Annotated in this window: 14 protein-coding genes; 2 read left to right on the top strand and 12 right to left on the bottom strand. The window is 62.9% G+C overall.

The genetic code is table 11. The annotated features are described in order from the left end of the window. Nucleotides 1-7 precede the first annotated feature (7 nt). From FVP60_RS00500 to FVP60_RS00490, 3 genes are all read right to left on the bottom strand, one after another. Nucleotides 8-244, bottom strand: coding sequence for an ATPase (locus tag FVP60_RS00500; RefSeq protein ID WP_147824328.1), 237 nt, complete (start codon nt 242-244; stop codon nt 8-10). A 98-nt stretch (nt 245-342) separates the two neighbouring features. Then, on the bottom strand, nt 343-972 hold the full coding sequence (gene rpsD / locus FVP60_RS00495; RefSeq protein ID WP_147824327.1) for a 30S ribosomal protein S4: 630 nt from the start codon (nt 970-972) through the stop codon (nt 343-345). 276 nt (nt 973-1248) lie between these two features. After that, nucleotides 1249-2565, bottom strand: coding sequence for a replication-associated recombination protein A (locus FVP60_RS00490; protein ID WP_147824326.1), 1317 nt, complete (start codon nt 2563-2565; stop codon nt 1249-1251). Between the two features lie 432 nt (nt 2566-2997). Between FVP60_RS00490 and FVP60_RS00485 the strand changes: the two genes are divergently transcribed. Further along, nucleotides 2998-4260 (top strand): DUF349 domain-containing protein, encoded by a 1263-nt coding sequence (locus FVP60_RS00485; protein ID WP_246132483.1) that lies wholly within the window; start codon nt 2998-3000, stop codon nt 4258-4260. A 162-nt stretch (nt 4261-4422) separates the two neighbouring features. Beyond that, the gene (locus tag FVP60_RS00480) at nt 4423-4974 is read left to right on the top strand and encodes a hypothetical protein (RefSeq protein ID WP_147824325.1); all 552 of its coding nucleotides are present in this window, start codon (nt 4423-4425) and stop codon (nt 4972-4974) included. Here FVP60_RS00480 and FVP60_RS00475 read toward each other — a convergent pair. The 9 genes from FVP60_RS00475 to pdxT all read right to left on the bottom strand — a co-directional run bounded on the left by FVP60_RS00475 (nt 4971) and on the right by pdxT (nt 14214). Then, entirely contained in the window at nt 4971-7226 is a 2256-nt protein-coding gene (locus tag FVP60_RS00475) for a RelA/SpoT family protein (protein ID WP_147824324.1), read from the bottom strand. The genes FVP60_RS00480 and FVP60_RS00475 overlap by 4 nt on opposite strands. Nucleotides 7227-7289: 63 nt before the next feature. Next, nucleotides 7290-8285: a protein translocase subunit SecF gene (gene secF, locus FVP60_RS00470; RefSeq protein ID WP_147824323.1), complete on the bottom strand. Its 996-nt coding sequence runs from the start codon at nt 8283-8285 to the stop codon at nt 7290-7292. After that, the gene (gene secD / locus FVP60_RS00465) at nt 8285-10012 is read right to left on the bottom strand and encodes a protein translocase subunit SecD (RefSeq protein ID WP_147824322.1); all 1728 of its coding nucleotides are present in this window, start codon (nt 10010-10012) and stop codon (nt 8285-8287) included. Before secD ends, secF begins: the two co-directional genes overlap by 1 nt. A gap of 55 nt (nt 10013-10067) precedes the next feature. Beyond that, nucleotides 10068-10457: a preprotein translocase subunit YajC gene (locus tag FVP60_RS00460; protein WP_147824321.1), complete on the bottom strand. Its 390-nt coding sequence runs from the start codon at nt 10455-10457 to the stop codon at nt 10068-10070. A gap of 49 nt (nt 10458-10506) precedes the next feature. Beyond that, nucleotides 10507-11535 (bottom strand): Holliday junction branch migration DNA helicase RuvB, encoded by a 1029-nt coding sequence (gene ruvB / locus FVP60_RS00455; protein ID WP_147824320.1) that lies wholly within the window; start codon nt 11533-11535, stop codon nt 10507-10509. Beyond that, complete coding sequence (gene ruvA, locus FVP60_RS00450; RefSeq protein WP_147824319.1) at nt 11532-12140, bottom strand: Holliday junction branch migration protein RuvA; 609 nt, start codon at nt 12138-12140, stop codon at nt 11532-11534. The genes ruvB and ruvA overlap by 4 nt, the downstream gene beginning before the upstream one ends. Nucleotides 12141-12205: 65 nt before the next feature. Beyond that, entirely contained in the window at nt 12206-12772 is a 567-nt protein-coding gene (gene ruvC, locus FVP60_RS00445) for a crossover junction endodeoxyribonuclease RuvC (protein WP_147824318.1), read from the bottom strand. 50 nt (nt 12773-12822) lie between these two features. After that, nucleotides 12823-13584 (bottom strand): YebC/PmpR family DNA-binding transcriptional regulator, encoded by a 762-nt coding sequence (locus FVP60_RS00440; protein ID WP_147824317.1) that lies wholly within the window; start codon nt 13582-13584, stop codon nt 12823-12825. A 51-nt stretch (nt 13585-13635) separates the two neighbouring features. Further along, nucleotides 13636-14214 (bottom strand): pyridoxal 5'-phosphate synthase glutaminase subunit PdxT, encoded by a 579-nt coding sequence (pdxT, locus tag FVP60_RS00435; protein ID WP_147824316.1) that lies wholly within the window; start codon nt 14212-14214, stop codon nt 13636-13638. Between the last annotated feature and the right edge of the window lie 2 nt (nt 14215-14216).

Genomic DNA, 14216 nt, shown 5'->3' with positions numbered 1-14216 from the left:
CGGTGAATCAGTTGGATGGCTGCTGGCGCGATGACGCATCGGCAACGGTTGCCGCCGCGTCATCAACAATGCTGTGCAACGCAGACTGCTGGTCGTGATAGGCGTCGGACATGCGGTCGGTGAACTCAGAAATGCGAGCATCAACCTGTTCCAGCAGTTCGTGGCCACGCGGATCTTTATTGACCAAATGGGCCGCCACGAAGCCGCCGATAATGCCAAACATGAACCAGAGCAGGTTCTTCATGTCTTAATCCTCGTCGTCGGGGGCAATACGCCAGTGCGTATCCATCGTAGACGCGAAGAGGCGCCGGGAATCCCGACGCCTCTCCTAAAGCGCTGTGATTAGCGAGCTGCGTAGTACTCGACGACGAGCTGAACTTCACAGGTCACGGGGACCTCTGCGCGCTTCGGAGCGCGCACGAGGCGTGCCTGAAGCTTGTCGAGCTGAACCTCGAGGTAACCCGGAACCGGGGGCAGAACGTCGGCGTGACCGCCGGCAGCTGCAACCTGGAACGGCTCAAGAGCTTCGCTCTTCTCCTTGACGTGGATGGTCTGACCCGGCTTCACACGGAAGGACGGACGGTCAACCAGCTGGCCGTCAACGAGGATGTGGCGGTGCACGACGAGCTGACGTGCCTGTGCCGTGGTGCGAGCGAAACCTGCACGCAGCACGAGAGCGTCAAGACGCGTCTCGAGGATCTCGACCAGGTTTTCACCGGTCAGACCATCAACGCGGCGAGCCTCGTTGAATGCGATGCGGAGCTGCTTCTCGCGGATGCCGTACTGGGCGCGAAGACGCTGCTTCTCGCGAAGACGAACAGCGTAGTCGCTGTCTGCCTTGCGCTTGGTGCGGCCGTGCTCACCGGGGCCGTATGCGCGCTTTTCGAGAATGCGTGCAGCCTTGGGGGTAAGCGGGATTCCGAGCGAGCGCGACAGGCGCGCCTTGCTACGGGTACGAGACTTCGTCGACACGAAGGCCCTTCCTTTCTGACGTGGTCACGTCGTTCATGACTCACGGGCGTATCCCCGCTTCCTCGCCCGCTGTGTGCGCACGCCGGGGCACTCACAGAAGTATGAAGAGGAAGGAGATGCTCGAAAACTTGGTTCGAGCCGCGTCAATGCTATCAGACGCCACCCCACGAGCCTGGGAGGCGGGTGGCCGCCGTTGGCGTGAATTTGCGGGGTTACGTACCGGAACCACGCCCGCGCGGCGGTGGCTGTCGTGGAGTGCGTGGCGCGGCGGTGCGATCAGCCTTCCAAAATGCGGCGGATGCGTTCGAGTCGCGCGGCGACATCACGCTCGGCACCGAGGTTTTTCGGTTCGTAGTAGCGTCTGCCCACCAATTCGTCGGGCAAATACTGCTGCGCGACCACGCCAACCTCGGCATCGTGTGGGTATTTGTAGCCCTTGCCGTGCCCCAGCCGTTTCGCACCCGCGTAGTGGGCGTCTCGCAGCGGTTTGGGAACCCGGCCGAACCCGCCCGCTCGCACATCGGCGATGGCCGCATTGATGGCGACATAGGCCGCGTTGGATTTCGCGGTGGTGGCAAGATATGCCGTTGCCTCGGCAAGCGGAATGCGCCCCTCCGGCATACCGATAAACGCCACGGCGTCAGCGGCAGCGATCGCAATCACCAGCGCCTGCGGATCGGCCAGCCCGATGTCTTCAGATGCGGAGATCACGAGCCTGCGTGCGATGAAGCGTGGGTCTTCTCCCGCCTCGATCATGCGCGCGAGATAGTGCATGGCGGCGTCAACGTCGGAACCACGGATCGACTTAATGAAGGCACTAATAACGTCGTAGTGCTCGTCACCCTGCCGGTCGTATCGCAACAGTGCCCTGTCTACCGCTTGCGATACGTGCTCAGCGGTGATGGTTCCGTCACCCTCGGCACCACCGGCAACGACGGCAGCCGCCTCCAGCGCGGTGAGCGCGCGACGGGCGTCGCCGGACGCGAGCCGCACGAGCGCGCTCAGCGCGTCGGGCGCAAGCGCGATCTGACCGTTGAGGCCCCGTGCGTCGGCGACGGCGCGCTCGACAAGCACCGTCAGGTCGTCGTCGGTGAGCGGCGCGAGAGTCAACAACAGCGAGCGTGACAGCAGCGGAGAAATAACCGAGAACGACGGGTTCTCCGTGGTGGCGGCAATCAGTATGACCCAACCGTTTTCGACGCCGGGCAGCAGTGCATCTTGCTGCGCCTTGGTGAAGCGGTGAATCTCGTCGAGAAACAGGATGGTGCTCGCACCGTAGAGGTCGCGCTGCGTCATCGCGTCTTGCATGACCTCACGAACGTCTTTAACGCCGGCGGTGATCGCGCTGAGCTCGACAAAGCGACGGCCGCTTGATCGTGCAATCGCCTGGGCGAGCGTCGTCTTTCCGGTGCCGGGCGGACCCCACAAAATCACGGATACGGCACCCGGTGCGGCCTCGCGATCGGCAAGCTTCACCAGCGGAGAGCCGGGCTTGAGAAGGTGCTGCTGCCCCGCGACCTCATCAAGCGAGGTGGGGCGCATGCGCACCGCAAGCGGCGTCTGGCCCTGGTGAAGCGCGGCGGACGAAGTCATACGTTCATGCTATCGACCGCATCAGACACTGCGCCGCTGTACGACTTCGCCTGGTGAGAACACGGCGAGAACGGATTCGATCAGGGTTGAACTGAACTCTGCCCTGCGTACTAGGCTGTTGCTGTCCTTTCCACTCCACCACGGCGGCCGCCGCGTCAGGAGAATCACGTGTCCAGCACAGAGCCCACCAACGAAGAAGCAACGACCGTCGAGGTCAACGCTGAAGCAGTCGAGACCACCGCGCCGGAGGTGACGACGAACGACGAATCTGGCGCCGAGCAGGCTCCTGCTGACGAGAGCGCCACCGAGGCCCCGGCTGATGAGAACGCCGCCGAGACTCCCGCCGAAGCGCCCGCCGCTGACACTGACGCCGAGACTCCGGTAGCGGTTGCCACGCCGGCAGCGCCGAAGCCCGCTCCCCTGCCGCGCCCGGTGCCCAAGGCGCCCGCAAAGCCAGCGTCGGTTGCGACGCCCGCGGAACCGTGGGGCCGCGTTGACGAGGCTGGCATCGTGTCGGTGCGTGAAGGCAGCGACTGGCGCGTCGTCGGCGAGTACCCGGACGGTACGCCCGATGAGGCGCTCGCTTACTTCGTTCGCAAGTTCGACGAGCTGGAGTTCAAGGTTCGTATTCTTGAGCAGCGCCGCAGCGGTGGCGCCTCGGCCTCAGACCTCGCACAGCAGGCTGGCCACGTCAGCAAGGAGCTGGAAGGTGCAGCAGCCGTTGGCGACCTCGCCGGTTTGGCCGTTCGCGTCGCTGCGCTGACCGAAACGCTGAGCGCTGCCACCGAAGAGGAACAGCGCGCCCAGCGCGAGGCTGTGGATGCCGCCATCGCAGAGCGCACCGTGCTGGTTGAGAAGGCCGAAGCATTGGCCGCTCGTGACCCGAAGACCGTGCAGTGGAAGGTCGCATCTGCTGAGCTTTCTGCACTCTTCGACGATTGGCAGGCACACCAGCAGACCGGCCCGCGCTTGCCGAAGAACACGGCAAACGACCTGTGGAAGCGATTCCGCAACGCACGCAGCACGGTTGAGCGTCACCGCCGCGAGTTCTTCGCTCAGCTCGATGAGACGCACAAGGGTGCACGCCAGACCAAGACGAAGCTTGTCGAGCGCGCGGAGGCCCTCGCCTCACGCGGCGAAGAGGGTATCGCCGCCTACCGCTCGTTGCTCGATGAGTGGAAGGCCTCCGGCCGCGCCGGTCGCAAGGTCGATGATGCGCTGTGGGCCCGCTTTAAGGCTGCCGGTGACGCCCTGTACTCCGCACGCTCGAAGCGCGACGCCGCCGAGCAGGCAGAGTCGCTTCCGCTGATCGAAGCCCGTAAGGCTCTGCTTGTTGAGGCCGCTGCGGTGGCAGACGAAGCCGATTTGCGCAAGGCGCGTCAGCTTCTCACCAGCATTCAGCGTCGCTGGGATGAAGTAGGACGCATCTTCCCGCGCGACAAGGAGCGCCAGCTCGACGACGAAATGCGCAAGATCGAGCAGGCACTGCGCTCGCGCGAAGACGTCGACTGGAAGAAGAATAACCCGGAGACGCAGGCGCGCGCCGATGGCATGAGCCGCCAGCTGCTCGACGCGATCGACAAGCTCGAAGCTGAGCTTGCCGCGGCCGAGAAGGCCGGAAACGCGAAGGCCATCAAGGAAGCGAAGGAAGCCCTGGAGGCTCGCCGCGCTTGGCTGAAGGCTCTCGGCGCTTAAGTTCGAAGTAAACGGGTGGGGCGTCACGCACAGTTTGGCGCCCCACCCGTTTGTCCGAGGCCTGTCCGCGGCGCGTTATCCACCGTCGGCGATCTCAGGAAGCTTTTCCACAGATGATGGCGGAACCTCCCGGTACACCGCTGCGGCATCAACACTGGGGAGATGAGCAGCGCAATAAAGTTTCCCGGTGACCAACTCTCGATCGCTGAGTTGAGCGCGGCAGCGCTCGACGGCGACGTGGTTCCGCTCGGTGAAGGGTACGTTCCCACCGACGCGCCGGAGACACCGTGGCTGCGCGCCCGTTCTCTCGCGCCCATGCTCGCGCCCGCCATGGCCGCAACGCATGCGCTGGCCGCCTGGGTGTGGGGCGCCCTCGCCGACTCGCCGGCAACCCTCACGGTGCAGCGCGCGACACGGCAGCGTCAGAACATCTATCCGCGGGCCCGCATCGTCTACCGCGACGGATTCGTCGGCGACGATGACCTGGTGTGGTTTGGTGACGTTGCGGTCACCAGCATTGAGCGCACCGTTGCCGATCTCGCACGCGTCAGAGACATTGCGGCGATCAGAATGATGGCGTGCACGCACCCGGCGAGCATTGCTGGCGCAATCGCCTGGTGCTCGCACCACTCCCGACTGTCCGGAGCCAGCAAGGCCTCGGAACTTTTGCAGCGCGTCGGAGCAGAACTTAACCCCGTCGAGAACGCGAGCTAAGACTGGGTGACCCGATACACGTCATACACGGCGTCGATACGACGCACCGCGTTCAGCACCCGATCAAGGTGCACGGTGTCACCCATTTCGAACACAAAACGGCTCAGCGCTAGTCGATCGGTCGTGGTCTGCACGGTGGCCGAAAGAATGTTGACGTGATGCTCCGAAAGCACACGCGTGACATCGGAGAGTAGGCCAGAGCGATCCAACGCCTCAACCTGAATCTGCACCATGAAGACGCTCTTCGTGGTCGGCGCCCACTCCACCTCGATGAGGCGGTCCTTGTCTTCTTTCAGTGCCGCCACATTGTTGCAGTCGGCGCGGTGCACGCTCACGCCGCTGCCTCGCGTCACGAAGCCGACGATGGCGTCGCCCGGCACCGGGGTGCAGCACTTGGCGAGTTTGACGAGAATGTCTGGCGCGCCGCGCACCAAGATGCCGGAGTCGCCATTTCGTGGTGCGCGTGACTTGCCGACCGTCGGAATCTCGATCGGTCCGGTTGCCGTGTCCGACGCGTTGATCAGCGCCGCGACCTTCTCCAGCACCGATTGGGTGGAGATGTGTCCTTCACCGACGGCGGCGTAGAGCGCCGAAACATCTTCGTAGCGCATCTGCAACGCCACTTCCAAGAACGAGTCTTGGTTCATCAAACGCTGTAACGGCAGGTTCTGACGACGCATCGCGCGTGCGATCGCGTCTTTGCCCTGCTCAATGGCTTCCTCGCGGCGCTCCTTCGTGAACCAGCCGCGAATCTTGTTCCGTGCACGGGTCGAGGCGACAAAGTTCAGCCAGTCTTGACTGGGCCCGGCGTCCGGGTTCTTAGAGGTGAAGACCTCAACGATTTCGCCCGAGTTGAGCTTGGTTTCTAGCGGAACCAGGCGGCCGTTGACCTTGGCGCCCATGGTGCGGTGACCAATTTCGGTGTGCACGGCGTACGCGAAGTCCACCGGCGTGGCACCGGTCGGAAGGCCAATGACTCGCCCCTTCGGGGTGAAGACATAGACCTCTTTGGCACCGATTTCGAACCGGAGCGAATCGAGGAACTCCCCCGGGTCGGCCGTTTCTGCACCCCAGTCGGAGATGCGGGCAACCCAGGCGAGATCCGCGTCCGACGCCTTACTGTCGGTGCGGTTGCCCGCCATGCGCTCTTTGTACGCCCAGTGTGCGGCGACACCGTATTCGGCCTGCTGGTGCATCTCGTAGGTACGAATCTGCAGCTCAACGGTGCGACCGCCCGGGCCGATGACCGTCGTGTGCAGCGACTGATACAGGTTGAACTTCGGCGTTGCGATGTAGTCCTTGAACCGCCCAGGCAGCGGCGTCCAGCGCGCATGCAGTGCGCCGAGAACCGCATAGCAGTCACGAACTGTCGGAACCAGAATGCGAATGCCAATGAGGTCGTAAATGTCATCGAACGAACGACCACGAACGATCATCTTTTGGTAGACCGAGTAGAGCTGTTTGGGCCGCCCCGCGACCTTGCCCTTGATGCGTTGCGCCCGTAGATCTTCTTCGACAGCCGAGATCACGCTCTTCACGTACTGCTCCCGCTGCGGGGTGCGCTGCTTAACCAGCGACTCAATCTCCGCGTACATCTTGGGGTGCAATACCGCGAACGAGAGGTCTTCCAGCTCGCTCTTGACCGTCTGAATACCGAGACGGTTGGCGAGGGGCGCGTAAATCTCGAGAGTCTCGGTCGCCTTCTTGGCGGCCTTCTCGGGAGGAACAAACCCCCACGTACGGGCATTGTGAAGGCGATCGGCAAGCTTGATCATCAGCACGCGAATGTCTTTCGACATCGCGATGATCATCTTGCGAACGGTTTCGGCCTGCGCGCTTTCGCCGTACTTCACCTTGTCAAGCTTGGTAACGCCGTCAACGAGCAAGGCGACTTCGTCGCCGAACTCAGCCTGCAACTCTTCCAGCGGGTAGCCGGTGTCTTCTACGGTGTCATGCAGCAGGGCCGCCGCGATGGCACGCGGACCCAGGCCCAGTTCTGCCAGAATCTGCGCGACCGCCACCGGGTGGGTGATGTACGGCTCGCCGCTCTGACGCTTTTGACCCTCGTGCTTTTGCGCCGCGATCTCGTAGGCGTGCTCGATGATCGTGAGGTCACCGCGCGGGTGGTGCGAACGAACGGTACGAAGCAAGTGCTCCAAATCGTCGCGCCGCACCGACCGCGAGAAGATGCGCGGAACCATCCAGCGCAGGCTGGAGTGGTTCCCGGGGGCAGGAGGAACCGTCTCAGTCATTCGTGCCACCTCCCCCGGGATCAGTCAGCCAATCATAGTGCGCACAGCGAGGTGCGCGGCGCGTCACGCGGCTTCGCGTGCCGCAAGCACCTTCGCGTCGTGACGCTTGATCTCTGGTTCCGACTCACGAAGGAAGGAGTACAGCGGCGCCGCAACGAACAGCGTGGAGTATGCCGCGACAATGATGCCGACTGTGATCGACAGCGAAATGTCGCTGAGCGTCTGGGCGCCCATCCACATGGCACCGATGATGAGGATCGCGCCGACGGGAAGCACGGCAACGATCGACGTGTTGATGGAGCGGATCAGCGTCTGGTTGACACCGAGGTTGACCGACTCGCCGAAGGTGCGCGTTGAGGCAGAGCCCTGCTCCCACGTTGTCTCACGAATCTTGTCGAAGACCACCGTGGTGTCGTACAGCGAGTAGCCAAGAATCGTCAGGAAGCCAATGACCGCCGCCGGCGAGATCTCAAAGCCGAAGGCCGCGTAGATTCCGAGCGTGATGATCAGCACGTCGACCAGGCCGATGATCGCGGCCAGCGACATCTTCCACGTGCGGAAGTAGATCGCCAGGATCAAGAACGCGAGGGCGAGGAAGACGCCCAGACCCCACAGCGACTGCTTGGTGACATCGGCACCCCACGACGGGCCGACAAAGCTTGCGGTGACGGCCTTGCTCTCGTCGACGCCGAAGGTTTCTGCTAGTGCCGCCGACACCAGGCGCGTGTCGTCTTGCGACATTTGCGAGGTCTGCACGCGGATGTCGGTTCCGGAGATCGTGGTGACCTTCGTCGTCGCATCCGGCACAATGCGGACCACGGCGTCACGAGCGTCTGCCTGCGCTTGGATCGACTCGTCGGCCGTCGTTGCGCCAGAAACCGTGAACTGCGAGCCCCCGGTGAACTCAATCGAGAACTGCGGCGGACGAATGAAGAGCACCGCGATCGATGCGAGCACCAGAACGAGTGCGATCACAAACCACAGCTTGCGCTTCTGCACAAAAGGAACGGATCGTTCACCGGTGTACAGGTCATTACCGAGCTGACTCATTGCACCCATTAGTCTTCGTTCCTTTCCTTCGTCGTGGTGGTATTTCGAGCGGCGTTAGCCTCTGCGGCCTTACGCTCTGCGATGGTCTGACGGCGCTGCGCCTCGCCACGGCTCTTCGCGTCTTTCGCGCTCTTGCCGTGGCTCGGTGCCGTCGTCGGGATCTCCTTGAACTGCGCGCGGTTGCGGTACACGGCGCCCAGTGCTTCAGCGTTCATTCCGGAGAACGGGTGGCCGCCACCGAAGAAGCGGGTACGTGCCAACAGCTGCATGACCGGGTGCGTGAAGAGGATGAAGATCAGCACGTCGATGACGGTGGTGAGCCCCAGCGTGAACGCGAAGCCCTTGACCGACGAGTCGGCGAGCACATACAGCACCACGGCGCACAGCACGTTGATCGACTTGGAAATGTAGATCGTGCGCTTAGCGCGGTCCCAACCGTCTTCAACGGCGGCCGTCACAGACTTGCCGTCACGCAATTCGTCTCGAATACGTTCGAAGTAGACGATAAACGAGTCGGCGGTAAAACCGATGGTCACAATCAAACCGGCGACACCGGCGAGCGACAGGCGGAAGCCCATGCGCCACGCGAGAATACACAGCGTCACGTATGTGATGACGGCCATGACCGCAAGCGACGCAATGATCACCAGGCCGAGAGCGCGATAAGAGATCAGCGAGTAGACGGCGACCAGCGCGAGACCGATGAGGGCCGCGATCAGACCGATCTGCAACTGCTGGGTTCCCAGCGTTGCAGAAATCTGCGAGTTGGACTCCGTCACAAAGCTCAGCGGCAGTGCACCGAACTTCAGCTGCTCAGCAAGCGCCTTGGTTCCTTCGGCATCCAGCGTCGGGCCAGAAATCGATGGGCGGCCGTCGAGAATCTGTGCCTGCATCTCGGGTGCCGAGATCACCAGGCCGTCAAGGACGAAAGCGAACTGGCGCTGCGAGCCCGTCATCGTCACGAGGCGCTGGCTGATCTCCGCGAAGATCTTGGTGCCCTCGTCATCGAAGTCAAGCTGCACCAGCCACTGTGCGCGCTGCTGGTCGTAGCCGTTTGATGCGTCATCGATGTGGGAACCATCGAGTTCGACGGGGCCGAGGATGTACTTCGTGAAGCCGTCTGCGTCACAGGCGATCATCGCGGCGTCCGGGTCAGCCTTCGAGGGGTCCTTCTGGGGAGCCGCGCAGTCGAAAGCGTTGAACTCGGCTGCGAGCTCTTCTGTCACCCAGTTGAGGTCGGAAGCGTTCGTTGGCTCGACGGCGGGCGTCGCTGCCAGGGACTGCGTGGGCCACGGGTAGGGCGTCTCCGCACCGTCCTCACCAATGAAGGTGTTGGCGCCCTGCGTTGCCACCAGAACCGGGCGCAACGTCATCTGCGCGCTCGCTTCCAGGCGGTCGCTGGTCTCCTGGTCGATGGTTCCGGGAACCTGCACCACGATGTTGCGGCCACCCTCGGTGAGAATCTCCGACTCCGAGACACCGGACGCGTCAACACGCTGGCGGATGATTCCCACGGCCTGCTGCAATTGTTCCGGCGACGGAGCCGCGCCATCTTCTGTCTGCGCCGACAGCGTGATTTGCGTTCCGCCCTGAAGGTCAAGAGCAAGCTCGGGGGTCCACGAGCTCTTCTGGAAGACGTAAACGCCGAGGGCGTTAATTCCGAAGAGCACCGCGATAACGACGACAAGTCCGATCAGCGCACGCCAAGCGTGCCGGACTGGGGTTGATGTGGCCACGAATGGTCAGCTTTCTACACAAGCGCTCACCGAGAGCGCGCGATCACTTCGGGTATTAGCCGTTGTTGTTGTCGAGGCGACGACGGGTTTCTTCAGCCGATTCAATGGTCGGCTCTTCGTCGATGCTCTCGATAGCCGGAGCCTCGAGTACCTCTTCGTTCTCAACCGGCTCCACAATGCGCAGGATCGCCTGGCTGTGCGCCTTGATCACGACACCGGGTGCAATCTCGACCTCGACGGGTGCGTCAAGGTTCTCGGAGTCGTAGCTAACAATCGTGCCGAAGATACCGCTCTGCAGCAGAACCTCAGCGCCGGGAACGGTCTGGGACTGCTTTGCTTCCTGTTCTTCCTTCATCTTCTTCATGCGCTTGCGCGAGTTGAAGATCATGAATACAAGGAGGGCGCCCGCGAGGACGAGCAGAATCAGGCTGCTGGGATCTGACATCAGAAGGGGGCCTTTCGGGCGTTAAGGGAGGTAAGAAAACCTTCAGCGATTATAAATCATCGAAACGAAGACCACCGTCAGAATGCGGGATTCTGAGGTGTGCGTACGCTTCGGGCATCGCGATTCGTCCTCGTGGAGTGCGACCCATGAATCCGATTCTCACCAGATATGGCTCAACCACACTCTCCACCGTATCGGCTTCTTCGCCCACCGCAACCGCTAGCGTCGATAGTCCGACCGGTCCGCCGCGAAACTTTCGCACCAGAGCGTCAAGAACGGCGCGGTCAAGACGGTCAAGACCGATCGCATCAACATCGTAAAGATCGAGTGCCGCGGAGACGGCCTGCACGTCTGATTGAACCTGATGCACGAGCAGATAGTCACGCACGCGGCGCAACAGGCGGTTGGCGATTCGCGGTGTGCCACGCGAGCGCCGCGCGATTTCACCGCGGGCTTCGGGGCCAAGGTCAACGCCAATGACAAGAGACGAGCGGTGAACGACCTGTTCGAGTTCGGCCGCGTCGTAATACTCCAGGTGCGCGGTAAAACCGAAGCGGTCGCGCAACGGGTTGGGCAGCATGCCGGAACGAGTGGTTGCGCCGACGAGGGTGAACGGCGCCAACTCGAGTGGAATGCTGGTGGCGCCGGCGCCCTTGCCGACCATGATGTCGATGCGAAAGTCTTCCATCGCGAGGTAGAGCATTTCTTCGGCCGAGCGCGCCATGCGATGAATTTCATCGATGAAGAGAACTTCGCCCGGCGTGAGGCTCGAGAGTAGCGCGGCGAGGTCTCCCGCGTGCTGAATGGCGGGGCCGGACGAGAGGCGCAGCGGACGATTTGACTCATGCGCAACAATCATGGCGAGCGTCGTCTTTCCGAGCCCCGGAGGGCCAGAAAGCAAAATATGGTCGGGCGTGCGGTGCTGGAGACGAGCCGCCTCCAGCAGCAGCTCCAGCTGGCCACGCACCTTGTGCTGACCGATGAAAGCATCGAGGGATGCGGGGCGCAATGCGCCTTCGATGGCGAGCTCCGTATCGTCTTGTGGCGCCGGCGACACCGGACTGATTTCGTCTGTCATCGGCTCGCCTGGGGTCCGAGCGCCGCGAGGGCGCGGCGCAGCAGCGCCTGCACGCTGGAACGCTCCGATTCCGTGGCCTCTGCGGCGACGACGGCCACGGCGTCGGCTGCCAGACGTTCATTCCATCCCAGCCCGGTGAGTGCGATGGTCACCTGTGCGGAAACATCGGGCGCGACCGAGGCGAGGGGCGCGGCGCCCGGAACGGGTGGCGCGATCTTTCCTGCCAGCTGCACCACGATGAGCTTGGCGGTCTTGGGACCGATGCCCGACACCTTGCGAAACGGCGTGTCGTCGTCATCGGCCACGGCCTGAGCAATCTGTTCGACCGTGAGGGTTGATAGCACCCCGAGGGCCGATTTCGGCCCGACGCCGGTCACTGAAATGAGCACGCCAAAGACGGTGAGTTCTTCACGCTCGGCAAAACCAAACAGGTTCAGCGCGTCTTCTCGGACGACCAGGTGCGTGTGCAACGCAAGCGTCTCCCCCACGTGCGCCGTGCGGGCAACGTCCGGCGGCACGGCAACGGAGAAGCCCACACCACCCACATCGATGATGACGGCATCAAGCGATGCGTGCAGCACGGTGCCACGCAGAGAAGAGATCATGGTTCCACCCTACGCATGCATCGTAGATATGTTCGACAACACTCCGAGTGAGCGTGGGAGAATCGTCACGCGCGCCGCGTGCGGCGCTCGGCTTCTGCCCACGCGCGCTGCGCGGGCGTGAGCCGCCCTTCCGCGCCCGCTACCGCGACGGAACCGCGTCGCCAGGCATGACACAACGCCAACGCCAGCGCGTCCGCGGCATCCGCTGGCTTCGGGAGCTCATCGAGTCGCAGCACGCGGGCAACCATCGTCTGCACCTGGAGCTTTTCGGCGTTGCCGTATCCGGTGATCGCAGCCTTTACCTCACTCGGTGTGTGCGTTGCCGTGGGGATACCGCGTTCGGCGGCCAGCATGAGCGCGACGCCCGATGCCTGTGCCGTCGCCATCACGGTCGACTTGTTGTGCTGTGCGAACACACGCTCCACCGCGACCGCGTCTGGCCGATGCTCGTCAAGCACGGCGCGGATGCCACGCGCAATAAGCGCAAGCCGCATGCCTGGTTCCATATCGGGAGATGAACCAATCACGCCGACGTGCACGAGGGTGGCTGAGCGGTTGGCCTGCACATCGACGATGCCGACACCGCAACGGGTCAGGCCAGGGTCGATGCCCAAAACGCGCACAGTGCTCACACACCAACGGTATGCGAGCACTGTGACGTGCGGCGCTGGGCGCGCGGGTATTACTCGTCTTCGGCTTCGAGCTCTGCCTGAACCTCGGGGGTCAGATCAAAGTTCGAGTACACGTTCTGCACGTCTTCAGAGTCTTCGAGGGCGTCGATCAGACGGAAGATCTTGCGCGCCGTGTCGGCGTCAACTTCGACCTTCAGGTTGGGCACAAACTGCGCCTCAGCGCTGTCGTACTCGATGCCAGCCTCCTGCAGCGCGGTACGCGTGGCGACCAGGTCTGCGGGCTCCGTAATCACTTCGAAGGTCTCGCCCTCGTTGGTGATTTCTTCTGCGCCTGCGTCCAGCGCCGCCATCATGACGTCGTCTTCCGTGGTTCCTTCAACCGGAACCTCGATAACGCCCTTGCGTGCGAAGTTGTAGGCGACGGAACCAGGGTCTGCCAGCGTGCCGCCGTTGCGGCTCAGAGCCGTGCGCACCTCGGCCGCTGCGCGGTTCTTGTTGTCGGTCAGACACTCGATCATGAGCGCGACACCGTTGGGGCCATACGCTTCGTACATGATCGAGGTGTACTCGATGGCTTCGCCACCGATGCCGGCGCCACGCTTGATGGCGCGGTCAATGTTGTCTTTGGGAACAGACGTCTTCTTCGCCTTGAGTACGGCGTCAAATAGCGTCGGGTTGCCCGAGAGGTCGGCGCCGCCGAGCTTTGCTGCAACTTCGATGTTCTTGATGAGCTTTGCCCACGACTTGGCACGTCGCGCGTCGATGACGGCCTTCTTGTGCTTCGTGGTTGCCCATTTGGAATGCCCTGACATATGTCTCCGCTCGTGTTTTGCGCCACTCAGTTTACGCGCAGATCACGAAAGTCACACGCGCGCGGCGATTGACTGCACAAAAGCGGAGTGCAATCGACTGTCGCCAGAAACTTCGGGATGAAACGAAACTCCGATCAGGTTGCCCTGACGCACGCCAACGATGCGGCCATCGGGCAGTTGCGCAATCACCTGCGCATTGGTTCCCACCGCCGTCACAATCGGGGCGCGAATGAACGAAGCCTCAATCGCCCCCACCCCGGCGACGTCAACCACGGTGTCAAACGAGTCGCGCTGCGAGCCGAAGGCATTTCGCTGCACGGTGACGTCGAGGCCGCCGAGCGTTTGCTGACCGGGAGCCGCGCCGAGGATGCGGTCGGCAAGCAGGATGAGCCCAGCACAGGTTCCGAGCACCGGCAGACCGGACGCGATCGCCTCTTGCAGCGGCGCGCGCAGACCGAACAGCCGCGTCAGGCGATCAATGACGCCGGATTCACCGCCGGGTAGCACCAGCCCGTCGAGCCCAACAAGGTCGTCGGGGCGGCGCACCGGACGCGCGGTGACGCCGAGGCTCTCGAGCATCGCAATGTGCTCGCTTACTCCGCCCTGGAGGGCGAGCACACCGACGATCATGC

It is taken from the genome of Microbacterium mitrae, assembly GCF_008017445.1.
Lineage (GTDB): Bacteria > Actinomycetota > Actinomycetes > Actinomycetales > Microbacteriaceae > Microbacterium > Microbacterium mitrae.
Note: the sequence above shows the minus strand (reverse complement) of the source record. Positions and strands in the feature narration are given on the sequence as shown.